Source organism: Peribacillus sp. B65, from assembly GCF_058513295.1.
Genome location: NZ_CP195840.1, coordinates 4605417 through 4626909, shown reverse-complemented (window position 1 = coordinate 4626909; position 21493 = coordinate 4605417). Strand labels below are relative to the sequence as shown.

Here is a 21493-nt window from a genome sequence, read left to right as displayed (position 1 = left end):
ATTTTGGATGTACCCTATATTGCTTTTTTAATATGAACAGATTTTCTCTGCTTTTAGAAAATACTAAGATCCCATTCCTGTGCCATTTGTTTCAATAACATACCACCTGTTACGCTATTCCCATATTCATCAATGGCAGGTCCGTATATACCAATGCCACATCCATCTTGAAAGGGAAGCCCGCTTCTGGAACTTGGAGGAACAAGTGCCATGATCCCGCCAGATACTCCACTTTTGGCAGGCACCCCCACAAAAGCCGCAAATTTACCCGAAGCATTGTACATACCACAAGTAAGCATTAATGCTTTGGCCAGCTTAGCCACTTTTTTGGGGAGTACTTGTTCTTTACGGATGGGATGGTATCCATCTTGTGCAAGAATCAGCCCAAGCAGGGCTATGTCTTCTGTGGTTACTACTATGGAACATTGTTTGAGGTAAACCTCTAAAGCTTCCTCTACATCCGACTCTAAATAATTCGTCTCTTTTAAATAGTGAGCCAAGGCTCTATTTCTATGAGAGGTTTGCCACTCAGATTGATACACTGCCTCATTGATGGCCGGGCGCTTTCCTAGCAAATTTTCAAATAATGTATAGAGAAATTCTAATTTCTTTCGTGAAGTATCACCTGGGAGAAGCGAAGCTATGGTAATCGCCCCTGCATTTATCATCGGATTGAATGGCTTTCCCGGCTTATGCATTTCTAAACGAATAATTGAATTGAAAGCATCTCCAGTTGGTTCCACATCGACCCTCTCTAACACATAAGAAATGCCACAACCCAAGCACGCGGCTATAAAGCTGATCACTTTTGAAATACTTTGCAGCGTGAATGGGACTTCCCAATCCCCTGACTTGATCATTGTTCCACCAGGCTCCAGTATGCAAATGCCTAATTGCGATAAGTGTGCATTCCTCAATGCAGGTATATAATTGGCGGTTTGCCCTTCAGTAGCATAGGGTCTGTAATGTGCCACCCATTCATCTAAGTCGGCTTGCTTTTGACTACTAACGTGAATGTCATACTCTTTTGACAATTCTTCAATCACATTTTTCCACCTCTTCAGTTGTTGTATCATTATTCAAAATGAGCGTTTTACCGAATGCCATCATGCTGCAATAGATTAGATGAAAACATAATGAATATTCTAATAATTGTTAAGCGCTTTCAAAAAATTCTATCTACCGTTAATTTTAAATTGGGAACTACATAATCATACGAAAACCTACAAAATCTAAAAAATAAAAATCCACTAAAAAAACGGAATCATCTCACATGTTCCGTTACCATTTTTGGTGGATAGAAAAACAGATTGGTTTTGCGATAATTGGTTTTAAGCCGTTCCATTCAGGAACAAAGTAAGCGTTGTATTGAAGCTGATGAAACTGTATACTGATTTTTTAAACAAATTGGGAGGTGACGACTTGAATCTGAGTACGTTAATGAAAAAAGAGGTCAATATCCTTGCTTTGATGTTGTTAACAGTCCCATTAGCAGGCGAATTGAGTTTTTATCCTTTAAATGAAACGTTTCGGGTAAGTTTTGGTCCACCTGTACTTTTCTTCTTTTTACTATTATTACAGAAAACACCTGCCATTCTTTCGGGCTTCCTGACAGGAACAATGGTTGTGGTATTTCGTATTCTTATAGATTTTTTCATTCATGATAGTTTTTCCTGGGCTTCCGCTTTCCAAGTTCATTATCCAAGTTTTTTCTTTTATTTCACCTACTGCTTTCTTTTTTATTTAGTGAAAATCAATCGCTTTCAAAACCGATCTTTGATTATTGGATTTATTGGTCTCATTATCGAAATATTGTCCGACTCAGTAGAATTAATCTTTCAATATATTGTATTGGAAACAACAATTACGCTAGGTTCACTGAATGAGATGATCATGATCGCATTCGCCCACAGTTTTATCGTTTTAAGTTTTTTTAATATGATGAAGCTTTATGAAGCACAATCAAGGGAACGACAAATCAGAAAACAAAATGAACATATGCTGATGCTCATTTCCAACTTATACGAGGAAACGATTCATTTAAAAAAAACATTAAAAAATGCTGAGAATATTACAAAGAAATCGTATGATTTGTATCGAGATTTAAAAGCTCTGGAAAAACGGGAAAAGCAATCTCATGTTCTTACAGAGCCATATAGTCAAAAAGCATTGCGCATCGCGGGTGAAATGCATGAAGTCAAGAAAGATAATCAACGAATTTTTGCCGGTCTTTCCAAATTGATTTCCAATGAGAGTTTTAAGGATTATATGAATGCTGCTGAACTTTTTCATTTAATTATCCGAATTAATGAAAAATATGCCTTATCTCTAGGAAAGGATATACAATTCGAATACTCATTGGATCAAAAAAATGATTCACATTATCATGTGTATACCGTGTTATCTCTTTTCAATAATTTAGTCGCAAATGCAGTTGAAGCAATTAAAGATAAGGGAATCGTCCGTTTAAGTTTGTGTGAAATCCATGACAATGTGGAATTTAAAGTTGCTGATACTGGACCTGGAATTCCTCAAAAATATCAGACTGTCATATTCAAACCTGGGTTCACTTCAAAATATGATCATTTCGGGACACCTTCAACGGGGATTGGTCTCTCATATGTTAAAGAGGTCGTAAAAGAACTGGGAGGCGATATCCTGTTTGAGAATAGTTTTAACGGCGCCGTTTTTTCAATAAAATTACCCATTCATAAGTTGATCCAGAAAGGATGATTCCATGCGTTTTTTTATAACAGATGATGATTGTGCCATACGTTCGAACTTAAGCCAAATTATAGAGAACGAAGATTTAGGAGAAGTGGTGGAGGAAGCCGAGGATGGGAGTCTATTAGAAGGCCATATTCTGAATTTAAAACAAATTGATATATTATTCATTGATTTATTAATGCCCATCCGGGATGGCATTGAGACACTTCGTCATATAAAAAGTACATTTAACGGAAAAATAATAATGATTTCGCAGGTTGAATCAAAGGAGCTGATTGGTGAGGCATACTCACTTGGAATAGATTATTATATTACCAAACCAATCAATCGTATTGAGATATTAACAGTTATCCGAAAAGTTATGGAACGGATTCATTTAGAAAGATCAATCACAAATATCCAAGCTTCTTTGAATAGTGTATTGAATTTTGAACAGCCAAAAGTTGATAAATCCAATAGTTTTAATGAAAAAAGTATAAGTGAGGTAGGTGAATTCCTACTATCGGAATTAGGGATCGTTGGAGAAAATGGCGCAAAAGATTTAATGGAGATGCTTCAATATTTATTTATGTATGAAAGGACTTTTACTTTTGGAAAGCATTTCCCTACCCTTAAAGATATCTTTGTAGAAATCACCAAAAAAAAGCTCGGTACATCAGCTTTGCAGGCTGATATCAATCGAGAAATAAAAGCTGCCGAACAGCGAATACGCAGAACGATTAACCATTCCTTAAATCATTTTGCCTCGCTCGGTTTAACGGATTTTTCAAATCCGAAGTTTGAAAATTATGCTTCCAAATTTTTTGATTTCACAGTCGTACGCCAAAAAATGAAAGAATTGCAAAATGATTCAACAATAGTTCTTACACCTACCCGGGTAAATACAAAAAAGTTTATTCAAGTATTTTATTTCGAAGCGAAACGATTGAATCCTGATGAAATAATTAGATATAGATAATCAATGATTAAAACAAAAAACTACGGAAGCACTTAATGGAACATAAAATCCCCTGAAGGATTTCAGGGGATTTTAGCAAGTTCTTATTTTTTCAACAATAAATACATGAAATAAGGAGCACCAATCAATGCAACCATGATACCTGCAGGAATCCCCTCGGGTTCAATTATATTACGGCCTATCGTATCGGCAAGCAGCAATAGCCATCCACCGATTAAAATGGCGACCGGAATGAATAGTTGATTTCGAGGTCCTACCAAGGATTTCGCTATATGCGGGGACATAAGTCCAATGAATGCAATTCCGCCTGTAACAGAAACGGCAGCCGCTGCCAGTGCTACAGCCGTGATTAGCAGTACGATCCGCTCCTTTTCAATCGATACACCGACCCCAATTGCGACCGGTTCACTTAAACCAAGCAGATTCAAACGATTCGCTTTATATAAAGTGAATGGAATGAGGATGATTAACCATGGAATAATCGCCCAAACGAAAGGCCAATCCGTGCCCCATATATTTCCCGCCAACCATTTTGAGATGAAATCGACCTTTTCTCGTTCCGCTGATGAAATGAGGACAATCATCAGGCCTGAAAGCGCCATTGAAAAACCTACCCCGATCAACACTAACCGAACGGGTTCAAGGCCACTCCTTCTTTTGAATGAGAGAATATATATTAAACAGGCCGTCAGTAACGCTCCGATAAAACCGACAAGCGGAACCATATAAACAAAAGAACCAGCATCAAGCGGGAAAAACAGAAAGAAAGCTGCAATGGCAACACCTGCTCCTGAGTTGATCCCGATGATTCCGGGATCGGCTAAATCATTACGTGTGATCCCTTGCAGAATGGCTCCCGACAGTGCAAGGGCCATGCCTGCTAAAAGGGTGATGATGATTCGCGGTAACCTTACGGAAAATAAAATGAATTCCTCTTTAAACGTCCCTTGCCCGAAAAGCGTGGGAATCAGTCGTCCTAAAGAAAGATTGGAATATCCCGAACACGTCCCAATAATGATCGTAACGATGATGAGTGCAGTTAATGCACCTATCATCCATCGCTGTTTTTTGACTAATGATGACTGGATCATGAAAATGCTTTACCCCCTTTACGCACGATTAGGAGGAAGAAAGGTAAACCGATCATCGCAACAACCGCTACCACAGGTGTTTCATATGGAGAATTGATGGTACGGCCGATCGTATCGGCAAGCAGCATGAAAGTGGCTCCCAAAATCGCAGACATTGGAAGGATGAATCGATAATCCGTACCCACGATAGCCCGAACAATATGGGGGACCATTAAGCCGATGAACACCATATTTCCAACAAGTGCAACGGCAGCACCTGCCAGGAGAATGATGACTACGAAAAGAACCGCCTTTATTTGTGTTGTCTTTTGCCCTAAGCCTACCGCCACTTCTTCACTTAAGCTAAGTATGGTGAGCTGTCTGGAAAAGATAAGGGAAATCAGGATGCCTATCAAAATGAACGGGACGATTACCCGAAGCTGCTCCCATGAAGTTCCGATATTCCCGCCAGCTGTCCACATCGATACATCTTTTGATACCTTGAAATAAATGCCTACCCCTTGCGAAACGGCAAATAGGAATGCAGAGACTGCAGCACCAGCCAATACAATCCGCAAAGGTGAAAATCCGCCCTTTTTGATCGCACCAATTCCGAAAACCATGGTTGCCCCGACAGCGGAACCTATAAAACACGCAATCATGATCCCTAAATTATTAGCATTTGGAATAAATGCCAAAGTAATGGCGAGACCTGCATTGGCTCCTGCCGTCAATCCAAGCAACCCCGGATCGGCAAGTGGATTCCTGGTCATTCCCTGCATGATGGCACCAGAAACGGCAAGTGCTGCACCAACAAAGATTGCGCCCACTTCACGAGGGAAACGGATTTCCCGGATGATTGAAAGCTTTTCACCGACAGCATTTGATGTCAGTGCTTGCCAGACATCTTTTACAGTAACATCCGCCGCCCCAAATGCCATTGAAATAATGAACATGCCTATGAATACAGCAATCCCTATGAGCAGTTTATATATAAATGGGATGAAACGTTGATTTTCTTTAGTCATCTGTCTCTCTCATCTCTTTTTTATAGAATAAAAGGAGAGGAATTGGAATCCCTCTCCCTCACTGTATTATTTTCCAAGAAAACTTTTGGAAAAGAAGTCTAATTGGTATTCTAATGTTATTGGATCATTGAAGTAGAATTTTTTTGCATCAGCTTCATATAGTTGATTGTTTTTAACGGCAGGTATGTTTTTAAACGTATCTGTTTGTTGGAATGAATTGTCCTGATCTTTGTTATTGCTCAAAATCACATAATCACCGGCATAGTCTTTCAGGACTTCTAATGATAAGGCAAAGTAACCATCTTTCAATGCCACTTCTTTTACCTTTTCAGGCATGCCCAATTTCATTTCTTGATAAAGGATTTCCGTTCCACGGCCCCAATTATCGCCGTATACATAGAACTGTTTGTCAAACTTTTCGAAAACGGAAACGGTAGCATCTTCTCCAATTTTAGCCTTAATTTCATCACCGGTTGTTTTTGCCCGTTTTTTGAAATCATCCACCCAAGCTTGAGCTTCTTTTTCTTTATTCAAAAGTTTACCAATTTCTACATGCTGTGTTAAATAGTCCACTTTTCCGTATGTATACGTTACAGTCGGAGCAATTTCCTTTAATTTATCGACATTTTTAATCGTTGATAAACCAATGATTAAATCCGGATCCAACTCAATGATTTTTTCCAGGTTTTCGTCCGTGACTTCCTCGACATTTTTTAACTCTTTAAAGTTCGGGTTCATTTTAGACCACGAATCGACACCTACAAGGTTAACATCCAAAGCCATTACGTTACCTGCGAAAGAAGATAGTACTAAAACACGCTGAGGATCTGCCGGAACTTCAACAGGACCATTTTCAGATTGATATGTGATGGTACCTGATTTTTCCTTTTTGGAAGCGGAGCTTTTTTCTTTTTCGTTTGACTCGTTACCACAAGCACTAATAATTAACACTAACAGCAGTATAAACGGGATCATTATCTTTTTCATTTGTTGTCAAATCTCCTTTTAATAAATTGTATGTGCTGCACATTGGTTTGTTTGTTCGTTGATCTCGTCCGATTACCGCATCAATATGGAATACTTCCTTAAGCACTTCATGAGTGATGACTTCTTCACAATCTCCTGCTTTGACTATTTCCCCGTCCTTTAAGGCAATGATATAGTCGGCAAAGCGAGCAGCTTGGTTTAAATCATGAAGAACCATGACAATTGTACGTCCCTGTTCTACATTCAGCTTTTGTAATAATTCTAGAACCTCCAGCTGATGCGCCATATCCAAATAGGTGGTCGGCTCGTCAAGGAAGATGATTTCCGTTTCCTGGGCAAGTGCCATCGCAATCCAAACACGCTGGCGCTGACCTCCTGATAGAGCATCCACCGGACGGAACTTGAAGTCTTTCGTACCGGTCACTTCAAGTGCCCAATCAATCACATCATAGTCTTTTTGGGTCAGGCGCCCAAAACCCTTTTGATAGGGAAAGCGCCCATATGATACGAGCTCCCCAACCGTCAAACCGCTTGCACTCTCGGGTGTCTGCGGAAGTATGGCCATTTTTCTTGCAAGGATCTTAGTGCTTTCTTTTGAAATATTCACCCCATCTAAAACAACCGTACCTGATTGATTAGAAATTATTCTGGTGATCGCTTTCAAAAGTGTCGATTTCCCACACCCATTTGAACCGATGATCGTCGTGATTTTTTTATCTGGAATTTCCACACTGAGATCTTTTACAATTAAACGTTCACCATAACCAATATTCAAATCCTCTGTATATAGGCGAACCATTTTTTAACCTCCATTTACTGAAAAATAGGTAAGTAAAAACTCAAATGAAAATGATTATCATTATCCACTACTTAATTACTATAATTCTATCTAAATATATTGTCAATGGTAATTTCATGGGCATATAAGAAGAAATTCTGACAGGATTTTTTGGGCCGGTCCATATTACCGACTGACAAATGAACACAGTAAAGATCCCGGAAATATTTCCGGGATCTTTACTGCTAGGTCCATACTCAGGACTTTGGAAGATGTCCCTTATGGGAAGGGCAATAAGCCATTACCATCAATCAATGTTTCTTAAATCCTTGCTTCTCAACATAATCTTTCATGTACAACCTGCTTTTCTTTCCAAGCATTCCAGCCATTTGCTCGGTCCAGGTGTCTTTTCGTTTACCTTCAGTCCGACGCTCGTAATAACTGGAAATCGTTTCATTATACTCTTCAAGTTGTCCGATGAACTCTTGCTTATCCTCCTGATATCCATTTTCATGATAAATATTGGACAGCGGCAAACGCGGCTTTTTATCCGAACGGTTTTTCGGATATCCGACCACTAGAGCGAATAATGGTATAACGCGATGCGGTATATTCAATATTGCTGACACTTCTGGGAGATTATTGCGGATCCCGCCTATATAGCAAATGCCAAGATCCATCGATTCTGCTGCCAATGCCGCATTTTGAGCCGCAAGAGCAGCATCAATACAGGCAACCATGAATTTCTCCGTACTTTCAATTGATTCGGACAGGTCAGTGTTTTCCATTTCGGAAACCATATCATGACGATATAAATCGGCGCAAAAGACGAATAGATGTCCATTCTTCTCTACATATGATTGTGGTCCGGCAAGTTCAGCAAGCTTGGCTTTCTTTTCCGGATCGGTTACCCCTATGATTGAATACGCTTGAATATAACTTGAAGTCGATGCCGCTTGGGCACATTCCACAATCGTTTTGATTTGCTCCTCAGACAATAACTTGTCCTCAAAAGAACGTATGGAACGATGATCTAAAATCTTCTCAATAATGTTATTCAATGCTCCCACCCCTAAAGAATATGTAAAGTATCCATCATCGGGGCTGAAATAATGCCCCCGATGACAGTAATGATGAAACTCAACCTTTTGTTTTCAAATCCAATTCACGGTAATTTTGCTGTCTAAGTGCTTCATAAACCAAGATGGCAGCCGTGTTCGACAGATTAAGTGAACGTACTTTATCCGTCATTGGAATCCGCAGGCACCGATCCATATTTTCTTGGATCAGATCTTTCGGGAGCCCCGTCGTTTCACGGCCAAAAATGAAGAATATCTCACTGTCTTGATCACTGTAATCGAAGCTGGAATGCGGCTGCTCCCCGAATTTCGTCAAGTAATAAAATTCACCGCCGGCATTTTTTTCAAAAAACTCTTCTAACGAATCATAATAATGGATCTTTACATTCTCCCAGTAATCGAGCCCGGCCCGTTTGAGCTGTTTGTCATCCGTCGAGAAACCGAGCGGGCGAATGAGATGTAAAGACGTATCCGTCCCTGCACATGTTCTTGCGATATTTCCTGTATTTGCTGGAATCTGTGGTTGATATAAAACTACATGTATTGACACTTCATTTTCACCTCTAGTTTGAACTTCACCTTAATTATAGCATTAAACAAAAAAGACTAAAAACCAATCACCCTCCATCCAAAATCACAAAGAATTTATAAACAATGTTCGGTGTGTATCTCGTTGAATCCTCATATGTCCAATACCGGTGACGGCTGTTCATCGTATGTGCATTCACTAGCGGCATCCCGTCCTGATCCTTCGCCGTTACGATCAAGTTATGATCAAACCGTCCGTCCCCTTCGAAATCTATACAAAGGATATCTCCCAAATTCAATTCCTTGGCCGACTCGACCTGCTTTGTCCTGATGGCATTCCCGGCTTTAAGCAGATGATATAAAGAATGGGCCGTCGTCCATGTATAACTCCAGCTTTTCCCTCTTATCCACCAGCCCTTACTTTTATTTGGGGCCCCCCACATCGGTATTCCTCCTGCATGTAAACATTGTGAAATGAAATTCGTACAATCATCAGTGAATTTATGATAAGCGGGATTGAATTCGTTCCACCAACGCTCGGCATATTGGACAGCCTTCATCCGATCATATTTATATGCGAGACGCTCTGCGCCTGGATCACATTTTGGCGGTGCCCCTTCGGTTTCAAAGCTCGGAATCAGCTCACTTTCATCCACTATATAACCATTTCGAAACCGGGCCTCCCTTTCCTCCATTTCTTCTTCTATATAAAATGAATCCTCCTGTTTCAATAAATATTGCAGGTGCACGTGATATGTCAGAACTGTATCATTGTCTTCCTTTCTCTTTGAATGTACCTTGCCTGCCGCATTCACCCGAACAATTTCCGCAGCACGGTTTCTCATCATTTCCTTCTTCAAATGTAACTTCCTTTCACCCCGTTCCAGATCATCGGAAGTATAAAACTCCACTCTTTCTTGTAAAAGGCGTTGCAATTGTTCCCTCAAGTTCATGCCCTCCTTCTTACCATCTATGCTAATGTGTATGTATGAGGGCATGGACAAAAACACAATTTCATAAAATGTGGGAGTTTCAACTTTATATATATAATGATACTTTTAAAAAGGTTTCCTTGAAGGTAACGGAATATTCTAAGCCAAAAAAGCCGCCCCGTTAATATTTACCGGGCGGCTGCATTTTAGATATCATTTAGTTTCCAAGGTAAACTGCAGTCCTTTCTCAATTTCCGCCAATACCTCTTCATCCGTTTCCTTCATTCTTGCATCTTCCAATGCGGAAACAGCCTGCTCCCGGCCAATTTTCCCAACTGCCCAGGCCGCCGTCCCCCTGATGACAGGCCGCGGATCATCCTTCATGACCTGTATCAATTGAGGCAATGCCGTTTCATCTTTGAAATGGGCCAATGCTAAAATGGCATTTCGTTGGATTGGTTTTTTACCGCGCCAAGAGCCAGATACATGGCCGTATGTCTCTTTGAAGTCCCTATTCGAAATCGTAAGCAGCGGTTTTAACAGCGGTTTCGCCAGCTCCGGGTCGGGTTCCATCTCTTCATGAAAATGAAAATCCATTCCTTTGTTTTTCGGACAAACGGTCTGGCATGTATCACATCCATACAAACGATTGCCTATTTTCGTCCTGAACTCATCCGGAAGGAAACCTTTTGTCTGCGTCAAGAACGCAATGCAACGCTTGGAATTTAGCTGCCCGCCCTGAACGAGCGCTCCAGTCGGGCAAACATCGACACATTTATTGCATGTCCCGCATTGATCTTCCATCGGTTGATCCGGTTCAAATGGCAGGTTGGTTATCATGTCTCCCAAGTATACATAAGACCCGAATTCCGGTGTGATGATCATACTGTTTTTTGCACTCCAGCCAATACCTGCACGCTCAGCCACCGCCCTATCAGATAACTCGCCCGTATCAACCATGGACTTCATCATTGCTCCTGGCACCTTATCACTAATGAAATCCTCAAGTAACTGCAATTTATTACGAAGAACGGTATGATAATCCGTTCCCCAAGACGCCCGGCAAAAAATCCCCCGGCGCTCACTTTTTGTACTTTGCGGAGCATCCTTCAATTTAGAAGGATAAGCAAGCGCAATCGAAATGATGGATTGCGGTTTATCGAATATCAATTCAGGCCTTACCCTTTTATCTATATCGGCTTCTTCAAACCCTGACTGATAATCCAGCTCCTGTTGACGTATCAACCGACCTTTCAATTCGGTAAAGGCCGTGGCCGATGTAAAGCCGATTTTATCGATGCCGATTTCCTTACTATATATAATCACTTCTTGCTTGAATGTGTTCATATCCATATTAATCACCTACGTTCATTCAGTATTCCCATTGAAAGCTTGAATCTTTTTCAAACCATTGCTATCTATGATAAACTAATTGCAATCATTTTTGGAGGTGAAACCGTTGGAAATTACCGTATCAGCTAATCTTAGCAGTAAAATCCCTCAATTCAAAGTTGGGATCATTACATATGAAAACATCGAAGTAGGTCCCTCCCCGCAAATGGTGAAAGGAAGACTTCAATTATTTCAGGAAGCTCTTTTCTTCGATCTTGAAGAAAAGGAATTGACCGACTTTTCCGGCATTAAAGTGTGGCGGGAGATTTTCAAGGCTACTGGAACAAATCCGTCACGGTACCGCCCCTCCGTGGAAGCCCTTTACCGTCGAGTAAAAAAACAGAATTACTTGACACCCATTCATTCAGCCATCGATTTAAATAACTTCTTCTCGCTGTTATATGAAGTTCCGATTGGCATTTATGATGCGGAAAAATTATCAGGGGACATCTCGATTAAGATCGGCGAGGAGTCAGATGGTTATGAAGGTTTGAACGGCCGCTTGAATTCCATGGAGAATATGATTACATCTGCCGATCATGTGGGCGCATTCGGAAGTCCTTACGTTGATTCAGAACGCACGAAAGTCACTGAAGAAACGAAAAAAGCTATCCAAATCATTTATTTACAACCCAATACTCCAATCACGGAAGCAGATCAGCTGACGAAATCCCTGATGGACATGTTCCTTGAAATCCATGGTGGTGAAGGGACTTACTCGATTGTAGAAGGATAATTAAAATTCGAACGAAATTAAACCCTTTCCACAATCGGAAGGGGTTTTTATGATTTTTCCAATTAATAAAACCAGTCCTCTAGTATCCTTTTATTCAACCGATCGATCCATACCCTGAAAAAAGCGATAAAATGATTCCTGGATTTTAAGAGCATAAAGGATCACCTAGCTTAAATTTGGTTTGGGATGAGTCTAGCCTACGGACTTTTCTCAAATTACATTCCAGGTGATTCCAGAAATCCGCTCCCTTTCCGCCGACTGACTGCCAAGCCTCATCAAAGCAAGCGCCTGTGGGGTCTCGACTAGCCAGTTATTCGGCAAGAGTGTCGCAAATTTCTTCCATCCATTAAGGATTACAGTAGAAACATTAAGGATCACCTAGCTTAAATTTTGTTCGGGATGAGTCTAGCCTACGGACTTTTCTTAAATTACATTCCAGTTGATTCCAGAAATCCGCTCCCTTTCCGCCGACTGTCTGCCAAGCCTCATCAAAGCAAGCGCCTGTGGAGTCTCGACTAGCCAGTTATTCGGCAGGAGTGTCGCAAATTTCTTCGAACCAGTGAGGGTTTCATAAAACAATAAAAAAACAAAGAGCGAGATTGCCTACAATTTTTTCCAAAAAAATGTTTTTGCTGTTTTCAGCCGGAGCACTTTTGTTTCAACCTACACCTCACTATTCGGACTCCCAATCCCTTTTTGTCGCCAAACTGCAACCATAACAATGGTTATTATATCCGCACACCTTGCTCTTCCCCATTAACAGTGTCTAAACAGACCTCAACTACATAACTTGCAAGTTAGGACAAAAAAAAGCACACACTTAGTCAAACTGATTCTACTTACGTAGTTAATCACATTGACTAAGTGTGTGCTGAATCGAAATCCCCACTCTCCAGGATGGAGGATAATATAAAAATAAAAAATCGGTTTTCGGGCATAACATACTTACTGCAGGCAATTTGAACAATAAAAAAAATCCCACTGTAAACAGTAGAATTCTTGTAATAATATTTAAACGCAAAGCTTCGTTCTCCAGGTAACGAAACCCTACGTTATGAGTATGTATTGGAGCGGGTGAAGGGAATCGAACCCTCATCATCAGCTTGGAAGGCTGAGGTTTTACCACTAAACTACACCCGCATATTCTTGTAGAAGTTTGTCGAATTACCAATCAACAAAATTAATTATATAGTTTAATGTGAAAAAATGCAATAGTTCTTTTAAAAAAAATTAATAATTAACGTATTGTAACGTTAATATATTCATTCACTCTAGTAAAAATGTTAAAAAGTCCTCTGAATCAGAGAACTTTTTCATCCTATATGATGATCTAAGACCAAATGACTTCCATTAACCGCGGATAAACCTGCTGTGCCGTTTCAAGCAGCATGATTAACTTCCTGAACGCCAGATCCGGTACGATGTCCCCCTCAATGGAGTATGAATACCGAATGGAAATGGTCCCATTTTCCTCATACAGCTTAGAATACCTAAAATTAGCATTATATTCATTCAACAGTGTATGTACATCCTGTTTCTTTTCAGGATTCTTCAACTCGGCGACATTAAAGCAAAATAAGTCCGCCACATTTTCATCTTGATTGAAAGCAAATACTAAAAGGACCTTCCAGCCGTCCTTTAACTTTTGCTCAGCCCTAAAAAAGGTGGTGCCATCTTCATTCAACTCATTCATATAGATTTTCTCACTAGTTAAAAAATCACGAAATTTAGCAACGTTTGACATGGTTCATCACCTTTCTCTTTGTAATTACATTTTATAATGAAAACTGGCATTTTTACAGACTTTTCTATAAACCTTCCAATTTCATCCTATTAATAGGGGCGAAGAATCACTCAGCTAAAGAAAGGGATTCAAATATGATCTCCCGGATCAATAGATTGATTAGCCAGTTGCTTCTCCGGAAAACTGAAGCGCATCTTGTAGGTCCAAAATTTCCTGACGGATTTTTGAATATCCTTCTATTTCTGGCACTTCTTTATTCGTATGTGATCGACTTTTATCGGCCGCTATCGCCATGTTTTCGAAAACATACAGCAACTGAGCAAGCTCCCGCTCTGAAAGGATTGGCCGTTCAGAGGATTTTAAGCTGGCATTTAGATAATATCCCAACTGTTCTATCGAAAATATAACGGGCCAAAGAGATTCCAATCTAGCCTTGTTTTTGAATATCTCACCAAGGGATGCATTGTAGACGGTTAATAGATTCACCATATTTGTTTGCATTTTGTTCCTTTCACTGCTTTCATCAATTGCAAGGTCATTATCTTTTTCAGAGAACGCCATCAATAATAGCTGCCCCTGGCTACGAATCGTTTTGGCTATTAAATGATTGAGAAGACTGGATGCCGAACGACTTCCGAGTAACAGCGACCCAATAAGCCCTATCAAGCTTCCAACGACAATATCGGTTATCCTTACAGTCGCAAAAAAACCGAAATCATAGCTTTGAGATGAATATTCCGCCATGATCAATACTGAAGGGGTAAAAAACATCGCCGCCAATCCATAATTCCGAACGATGAAAAGCTCTGTAATGAATGTCAAAGATAAAATGATCAGAACGATGATGAACTCGTTATGAACGGCTGCTAGAATTAAACTTGCTATCAGGAGCCCGATGACCGTCCCGAAAGTCCTTTGGACCGCCCGATGGAATGTGGAGATGATGGTCGGACCCGACATAACGGCCGCACAGGATAAGGGAATCCAGTACGAACGGTTAAAATCGGCGGAATAGGCGATGATCGCCGCAATGGTAAGGATTGTTCCATATCGAACGGAAGAGAGGAAAACAATGGAATTCTTATCGAACGCCCCAAGAAAAATGGTCTTTAAAGAAGGCTTGGAGATGGTTGCTGCTTGATCGATTTTCTGTACAGGTTCATTCATGATGGCATCTGCATTGTAAATCATCATGAATAACGCTTCCACCTCATCAGTCATTTGGTCAGGTTGAAGGATCTTTTTTTTATTCTTTTTTCCAGATGCAATGGAACCGGCCAAGGCACGAACGGAATGACCTAATTCTGGCGGCATCACGATCTTTTTGTTCAAGGTAATCTCCAGAGCCTCCAAGAATATGGCATTGGCATGTTCATTCAATAGATATAATCGCTTCAACTCATCTGGACTTCTCCTGTTTGAAACCCCCGCTAACAGTGTATCTTCAGCGTGTTTCATCGCCAATACGGTTCTTTGTCTTGCTTTATTGAAAGTCTCGGTGCCCATGGAATCAAAGAATGCCCCCAATTCTCTGTACACCTTTTCTACCGCAAGCGATTCTGGTCCATGAGGGTTGAAAAACCAGCCTAACATACAGATTATCCATGATAGTGCCCCACCCATTAAAACAAGGCCACCACGCAATGGGGCAAGGCTTTGGTCAACGGGCATACCTGTCGCAAGCGCAAAGCTCAAGACGAAGAATACCGCCGAAGGACCGGTTATCTTTAATGCACCAAATACAAAAAAAACACTGGCCCCGATGATACCCATCATTATGGCTGTTCCTAATTGGTATGGAGCCAAAAGCGTCCCTAAAACAACAGATAAAGCAAGACCCACCATCACAAAGAAAATCTTTTTAGCTCTTTGGCGATACGGTTGGTTAAAAACGTATAAATAAGTGAAACCTCCTATCGCTGCAAGTAAACCGTACGATAAATTTCCGAATAATAAGCCAATGAAAACAGGTAGTGCAGCAGCTTTACCTGCACTTAGTGCTTTTATCCAAGGAAATGGATTCTTTTTTATTTCAAAAGCCTGTTTAAATGTAGTATGTATCGTATCCAATTTCAGAGATTCCGAAGAGGACCTTTGCTTATTTTCACTCATTTTCAATTTATCCTTTCATTAAAGATTCCAACTCTGTAGTGAAGGCTATGTCTGATGAAGTGACTTCTCATAATTAATATCCTTCATATGGATCAAAAGATACCACTTAAGGTAATGAAGGATCATATAACTTGAAAGAAAACGGCCTTTCCCCGATTTAAATCGAAAAAAGGCCGCTTTTGTCATAAGCTGCTTAAAAATCCCAACAATGGACCTTCCTCAGCTTTATTTCCAGAAAACTTATAGTTGAGCGAATTCAGGCTCCGCAACTTTTACAAGCTGTTTACCGAGGTTCGTTCCTTTAAACAAACCTAAAAATGCATCAGGCGTGTTTTCGAACCCTTCAATAATCGTTTCTTCATACTTCAGCTTTCCTTCTTGAAGCCACTTACCTAAATCCGTTGCACCCTCTTGGAATCTAGAGGCATAATTTCCAACTGTGAAACCTTTCATTAGTGCACTCGTTTTGATCATCGCCGATTGCAGACGCGGTCCTAGATCTTTTCCTTCTGCGTTATACGAGGAAATCGCTCCGCATAATGGTATTCGGGCATTCGCATTCAAAAGTGTGAAAACAGCATCGGACACCTCGCCGCCCACATTATCGAAATAAACATCGACTCCATCGGGAACAGCATTAGCTAAATCTGTCGCAAAACTATCACTTTTATAATTTACGGCTCCATCAAATCCCAGCTCTTTCGTTAAATACTCAAGTTTTTCATCTGAACCAGCGATGCCAACAACCTTCGCACCTTTAATCTTAGCAATTTGTCCGACTACTGAACCAACTGCTCCAGCCGCTCCTGAAACGACTACCGTTTCACCTTCTTGAGGTTTACCAATATCAAGCAAACCAAAGTAAGCAGTTAAACCGGTCATTCCAAGAATCCCTAAATGAGTTGTGACCGGAGCCACCTTGGGATCAATCACGCGGATTTCCTTTTCGGTGACAACTGTGTATTCTGCCCAGTCGATATTCCCAACAACGACATCCCCTTGTTTGAAGGAATTCGATTTGGACTCAACAACTTCAGCAACAACGCCGCCAGTGATGACCTTATTCAATTCAAATGGAGCAATATATGATTTGGTATCTTGCATTCTGCCACGCATATATGGATCGACAGATAAATATAGTGTACGTACTAAAATCTCATTATCCTTTGGTGTGGGAACTTCACTCTCAACAAAGTTGAAATCCCCTTTCGATGGCATACCTTTTGGACGGTTTGCCAGGGTGATTATTTGTTGTTTAGTTTGTGTCATCATTGTTCCTCCTTGGTTTGAATACGTAATTTCGAAAAGAAGCGTATCACTGATGAAGTTCATAGGTCAAAGAATATGATTGGTTTTTTCTTCCATAACACTCTTATGTAGTCTTTCCTATAAACCCCAAACTTGCTACAGCCTATTATGTCCCATGTTTTTCATTTCAATATACGGTTCACTCCCAGAAAAATTTAACGGCCTTTCCCCGATTGGATACCGAGAAAAGGCCGCAGCTTAAAACTCTATTTTTATTGTCTGCTTGGCAGATGATCAACCTCCGCACTATCCCGATTTAAAACATCAGCCTGGACAGTTTGTACTGCAATCCTTGAGACTATGTTCGCCCATGAAAAAACTACTAGCTTAATGGATAGTCTACATCAATTTTGAAATAAACATCGTGGCAATTCCAAAGTAAATAAGTAACGAGAGGATATCATTTAGTGTTGTAATTAGCGGACCAGAAGCAACTGCAGGATCGATGTTGAATTTATATAATATCAAAGGAATAATGGTCCCAGCTAAAGTCCCGATAATTAGGGTCATCACTAACGAACTTCCAACCACTAATCCCAGAACGGGATTTCCCTGCCAAACATAAGCTATGATGGAAATCAATATTCCACAGGTAACGCCTATTATCAATCCAACTTTCAATTCCCGTATAATAAGTCTGGTCACGACTCCTTTATCCGTATCACTAGTGATTAGGCCCCTTACAACAACAGCTAAAGATTGTGTACCTGTATTTCCAGTCATCCCTGCGATCATCGGCATAAAGAAGGCAAGTGCAACAACTTTGGACAATGTTTCTTCAAAACCGCTTATAATGGTTCCAGACACCAATCCGATAAATAAAAGTAGAATAAGCCAGGGAAGCCGACGATATGCGGCCACGTGCGCCTTCGTATCAAAGTCTATAGCTTTACCGGATGCCGATAATTTTTCAATATCTTCATTCGCTTCCTTAATGACAACATCAATAATATCATCGACGGTTACAATTCCTAATAATTCATTATTTTTTTCAACTACTGGAATTGCTAAAAAATCATATCGCTCAATAACACGAGCTACCTCTTCTTGGTCTTCATAAGCAGTAACCGAGATAACCCGGCTATACATAATATCTTGAATTTTTTCAGATTCATCATTTATTATTAAATCCCGATATGAGACAACACCTACTAATTTTTTATCATTATCTATTACATAAAGATAATTGATCGTTTCCGAAAACTCCGCAAAGATTTTCAGTTTTTCAACTGATTCACGAACTGTATAATGTTGGGGGATCCAGACAAAACGGTTTGTCATTATTCGCCCGGCTGTTTCAGGGGGATAATTCATGATATTTTGAACGATTTTTGATTCTTCTTGTTTCATGCCTGAAAGAAGTTCTTCAATTTTTTCAGGGGATAGGTCCTCTAACAATGAAGCTAGATCATCATTATCCATTAGATCCATTACATGACCGGATTTCTCTATTCCTAATTTACTAAGGATTTTTAATTGATGCACTTTCTCAACTTCTTGAATCAGTTCAGCGATTTGTTCTGAATCAAGTAACAACAAGAAACGTGTATGGTGTTTTTCTGGTAGCCCCTCAAAAATTCGCGCAATGTCATAAGGTTGGAGTTCTTCTAATATTGCTAAAAATTCATTCTTTTTTCCTTCTTTTAAAACTTTTATGATTTGTAAAGTCATTTGATCTTCGGTCAGGACTTTTATCATCTTGTCACTCACTCCTTTTTAGGGGAGCAAAAAATATTTCCCTTAAATACTAAGAGTAAAAAAAATATTTATTCCCCTTCCAAAATCTTGTTTTCATTCACGTGTATGTCGACGTGAATAGTTATCCAAATTCCTCACCCCCAGGAAAAAATAAAAAAACCTCCATTACAAATGAAGGTGTTAAATACGGTATATATGCGTACATTGTCTGGATGACAAATACAAACAGTCGTATAAGACTGAATGACAAATACAAGCATAAATCCAGTTCCTCCATTCGTAGAGCTTTAGCACTGTGTGGCATAGGACAAAGCCAGCTACATTAAAAACCACCTTATGTCGATGGTTTCTGTTGACCCATTGGCGTCTTTCGACATTTTTGGGCAGTAGCGTATCTCCTACACAGGAGCCTCACCTAACGAGGATATTTAATTTACACATCCACTCTAAAAGAGTTTCTTTTAGATGTCAATGTTTGATTCAAATAATTCTAATTTTGACCTAATATCCCGATCTTTAAAAAGGGAACGTGAAAACAGCACCGACTTAGGCGCTCTCGATTAAGACGGTCTGTTCTCTTAATTAAAAAATCCCTCCACAATTGCCACCTTATTTAAAAAGGGACAATGGAAAAATAAACGCAATCACAAGGGAAAATATTGGAATTTGATATTAAAACTTACTTATAATGGAGACGGATATGAATGTCTGAAACAAAAAAAAAACATTACATGAAATAGTTTTTATCTCTAATTACTTTAGAAAGGAAATCGCTCGAATGAAAAAACTTTTGACGATTATATGTATTTTCGTAAGTACTTTTGTATTAATGGTAGGTTGCAGAACCAAGGAGGCGGTACAGGTGGAAGAGAATTCAAAGGAAGTGAGCTCATTGAAAGCTATTGAAGGCAGATGGGAGGGAGATATTAAGATTCCAAATCAACCACTTCCAATCATTGTTCATTTTACGAAGAAAGGTGGAACCATAAGTATTCCTGTACAAGGGTTGAACGAATTCCCCTTAACAAGTGTAAAGTTAAGTAAATCAGACTTGTTTTTTGATATGAAGATCCAAAATCAGCAAATAACGTTTGATGGTAAAGTAGATCAGAAAAGGATTTCAGGAACATTTGTTCAAAAAGGGCAAAAGTTCCCCTTTGAATTGGTCAAGAACTCCGATCAGGCAGTTGAAGAAAAAGAATCAGGTGAAATCGTGCAGGCCGACTTAAAGAACGGAACCATTAAAGGCCTTTTAGAAACACCAAAAAATGAAGGGCCTTTTCCTGTGATGATTTTAATTGCGGGTTCTGGTCCGACCGATAAAGATGGTAACACCATTGGAAATCCGGGAAAAAATAATAGTTTGAAAATGTTAGCCGAGAGTCTTGCAGAAAAAGGTATCGCAAGCATTAGATATGATAAGCGCGGAATTGGTGAAAATATGCAATTGGCAGGAAGAGAAGCGGACCTGAGATTTGAACAGTATATTGATGATGCAGCTGCCTGGATTCAATTTGCCAAAAAGGATGGCCGTTTTTCCAAAGTCGGCATCATCGGCCATAGCGAAGGCTCTTTAATAGGAATGGAAGCAGCTAAGAAAACAGAAACAGACATATTCATTTCATTGGCAGGTCCAGGCGAACCTATTGACCAGGTACTCATCAAACAGCTTGAAGAGCAACTGACACCGAAGTTATTAACGGAATCGAAAGATATACTGGCAAAGCTTAAACAAGGAAAACAAGTCGAGACTGTCAGTGCAGATTTGCAGAATGTATTCCGCCCTTCTGTTCAACCTTACATGATTTCTTGGATTCAATATAACCCGATAGAATCAGTAAAGGAACTGAATATCCCTGTTCTGATCGTAAACGGCAATAGAGACATTCAAGTGCCGGCAACTAACGCAAAGGCGTTACATACGGAAAAAAGCGATTCTGAATTACTTATACTCGAAAAGATGAATCACGTATTGAAAGAAGCCCCTGCAGATCGAGCGGGAAATTTAGCAACCTATACAAATCCTGAACTACCATTATCCACTGGATTAATTAATGGAATCATAGAATTTTTAAACAAAAATGACTTTACCAGTAAAAATAACAATTAAGAGTCGTGTCTCCCCGGGTTTGCAAAGATCACCCAAATGATCCTCGTGCCCCAATATTAAGGTGAATAATCTTTTTAGTTTGTATCATCTTAGCCCTGGGTATCTCATATGTGTTTGTATTACTAAAAGAAATTAAGATCATTAAGAATTTGAATTGAATATTTATTGGATGAGTTAAAAGCAAATGGGTTCTATCTAAAAATTAAAACAAAGTAGATTGAAACGGAAGGAGCAAGCCGAGGAGGCTCCCGGACCGCCCGCGGAAAGCGAGTGCCTGGAGAGGAAATCGACGTTCAAATTGTACAA

Annotated in this window: 19 protein-coding genes, 1 tRNA gene and 1 riboswitch; of the genes, 4 read left to right on the top strand and 16 right to left on the bottom strand. The window is 39.9% G+C overall.

Translation table 11 applies throughout. The annotated features are described in order from the left end of the window. Window positions 1–53: 53 nt before the first annotated feature. Window positions 54–1043 (bottom strand): glutaminase, encoded by a 990-nt coding sequence (locus ACSR9O_RS22615; protein ID WP_491725500.1) that lies wholly within the window; start codon window positions 1041–1043, stop codon window positions 54–56. 427 nt (window positions 1044–1470) lie between these two features. On the opposite strand from ACSR9O_RS22615, the gene ACSR9O_RS22610 reads away from it, so the two are divergent. Together ACSR9O_RS22610 and ACSR9O_RS22605 are read left to right on the top strand one after the other, a co-directional pair. Then, the gene (locus ACSR9O_RS22610; RefSeq protein ID WP_101223524.1) at window positions 1471–2733 is read left to right on the top strand and encodes an ATP-binding protein; all 1263 of its coding nucleotides are present in this window, start codon (window positions 1471–1473) and stop codon (window positions 2731–2733) included. Between the two features lie 4 nt (window positions 2734–2737). Then, window positions 2738–3685, top strand: coding sequence for a response regulator (locus ACSR9O_RS22605; RefSeq protein ID WP_101223360.1), 948 nt, complete (start codon window positions 2738–2740; stop codon window positions 3683–3685). 83 nt (window positions 3686–3768) lie between these two features. Here the strand turns inward: ACSR9O_RS22605 and ACSR9O_RS22600 are convergent, their stop codons facing one another. From ACSR9O_RS22600 to queG, 8 genes are all read right to left on the bottom strand, one after another. Then, on the bottom strand, window positions 3769–4776 hold the full coding sequence (locus ACSR9O_RS22600) for a FecCD family ABC transporter permease (protein ID WP_230178062.1): 1008 nt from the start codon (window positions 4774–4776) through the stop codon (window positions 3769–3771). Further along, window positions 4773–5783 (bottom strand): FecCD family ABC transporter permease, encoded by a 1011-nt coding sequence (locus tag ACSR9O_RS22595; protein WP_101223362.1) that lies wholly within the window; start codon window positions 5781–5783, stop codon window positions 4773–4775. The genes ACSR9O_RS22600 and ACSR9O_RS22595 overlap by 4 nt, the downstream gene beginning before the upstream one ends. Window positions 5784–5849: 66 nt before the next feature. After that, window positions 5850–6770, bottom strand: a complete 921-nt coding sequence (locus ACSR9O_RS22590; RefSeq protein ID WP_230178060.1) for an iron-hydroxamate ABC transporter substrate-binding protein — start codon at window positions 6768–6770, stop codon at window positions 5850–5852. After that, window positions 6721–7569 (bottom strand): ABC transporter ATP-binding protein, encoded by an 849-nt coding sequence (locus ACSR9O_RS22585; protein ID WP_101223364.1) that lies wholly within the window; start codon window positions 7567–7569, stop codon window positions 6721–6723. Before ACSR9O_RS22585 ends, ACSR9O_RS22590 begins: the two co-directional genes overlap by 50 nt. A gap of 290 nt (window positions 7570–7859) precedes the next feature. Next, window positions 7860–8609, bottom strand: a complete 750-nt coding sequence (gene nfsA / locus ACSR9O_RS22580; RefSeq protein ID WP_491725138.1) for an oxygen-insensitive NADPH nitroreductase — start codon at window positions 8607–8609, stop codon at window positions 7860–7862. A 79-nt stretch (window positions 8610–8688) separates the two neighbouring features. Then, entirely contained in the window at window positions 8689–9177 is a 489-nt protein-coding gene (trmL, locus tag ACSR9O_RS22575; protein WP_101223366.1) for a tRNA (uridine(34)/cytosine(34)/5-carboxymethylaminomethyluridine(34)-2'-O)-methyltransferase TrmL, read from the bottom strand. Between the two features lie 67 nt (window positions 9178–9244). Continuing rightward, window positions 9245–10102, bottom strand: a complete 858-nt coding sequence (locus tag ACSR9O_RS22570) for an amidase domain-containing protein (protein WP_101223367.1) — start codon at window positions 10100–10102, stop codon at window positions 9245–9247. 198 nt (window positions 10103–10300) lie between these two features. Continuing rightward, window positions 10301–11440, bottom strand: a complete 1140-nt coding sequence (gene queG, locus ACSR9O_RS22565; RefSeq protein WP_260359169.1) for a tRNA epoxyqueuosine(34) reductase QueG — start codon at window positions 11438–11440, stop codon at window positions 10301–10303. Window positions 11441–11546: 106 nt separating this feature from the next. Between queG and ACSR9O_RS22560 the strand changes: the two genes are divergently transcribed. Then, entirely contained in the window at window positions 11547–12215 is a 669-nt protein-coding gene (locus tag ACSR9O_RS22560) for a B3/B4 domain-containing protein (protein WP_230178058.1), read from the top strand. Between the two features lie 210 nt (window positions 12216–12425). Here the strand turns inward: ACSR9O_RS22560 and ACSR9O_RS22555 are convergent, their stop codons facing one another. The 7 genes from ACSR9O_RS22555 to mgtE all read right to left on the bottom strand — a co-directional run bounded on the left by ACSR9O_RS22555 (window position 12426) and on the right by mgtE (window position 19077). Beyond that, window positions 12426–12593 carry a hypothetical protein gene (locus ACSR9O_RS22555; protein ID WP_491725136.1) on the bottom strand — a complete coding sequence of 56 codons (168 nt, stop codon included), beginning with the start codon at window positions 12591–12593 and terminating at the stop codon, window positions 12426–12428. A gap of 45 nt (window positions 12594–12638) precedes the next feature. Next, on the bottom strand, window positions 12639–12794 hold the full coding sequence (locus ACSR9O_RS22550) for a hypothetical protein (RefSeq protein ID WP_260359171.1): 156 nt from the start codon (window positions 12792–12794) through the stop codon (window positions 12639–12641). 487 nt (window positions 12795–13281) lie between these two features. Beyond that, window positions 13282–13355: transfer RNA gene (locus ACSR9O_RS22545), tRNA-Gly, on the bottom strand. A gap of 190 nt (window positions 13356–13545) precedes the next feature. Continuing rightward, window positions 13546–13959, bottom strand: a complete 414-nt coding sequence (locus tag ACSR9O_RS22540; protein ID WP_063235961.1) for a YbjN domain-containing protein — start codon at window positions 13957–13959, stop codon at window positions 13546–13548. Between the two features lie 159 nt (window positions 13960–14118). Beyond that, window positions 14119–16071, bottom strand: a complete 1953-nt coding sequence (locus tag ACSR9O_RS22535) for an FUSC family protein (protein WP_491725135.1) — start codon at window positions 16069–16071, stop codon at window positions 14119–14121. A gap of 240 nt (window positions 16072–16311) precedes the next feature. Next, complete coding sequence (locus ACSR9O_RS22530; protein ID WP_230178055.1) at window positions 16312–17340, bottom strand: NADP-dependent oxidoreductase; 1029 nt, start codon at window positions 17338–17340, stop codon at window positions 16312–16314. Window positions 17341–17718: 378 nt separating this feature from the next. Next, complete coding sequence (gene mgtE, locus ACSR9O_RS22525; protein WP_202190588.1) at window positions 17719–19077, bottom strand: magnesium transporter; 1359 nt, start codon at window positions 19075–19077, stop codon at window positions 17719–17721. A 264-nt stretch (window positions 19078–19341) separates the two neighbouring features. After that, a riboswitch (M-box (ykoK) riboswitch) is annotated at window positions 19342–19507 on the bottom strand. Between the two features lie 432 nt (window positions 19508–19939). On the opposite strand from mgtE, the gene ACSR9O_RS22520 reads away from it, so the two are divergent. Beyond that, window positions 19940–21187: an alpha/beta hydrolase family protein gene (locus ACSR9O_RS22520; protein WP_402939850.1), complete on the top strand. Its 1248-nt coding sequence runs from the start codon at window positions 19940–19942 to the stop codon at window positions 21185–21187. Window positions 21188–21493: the final 306 nt, after the last annotated feature.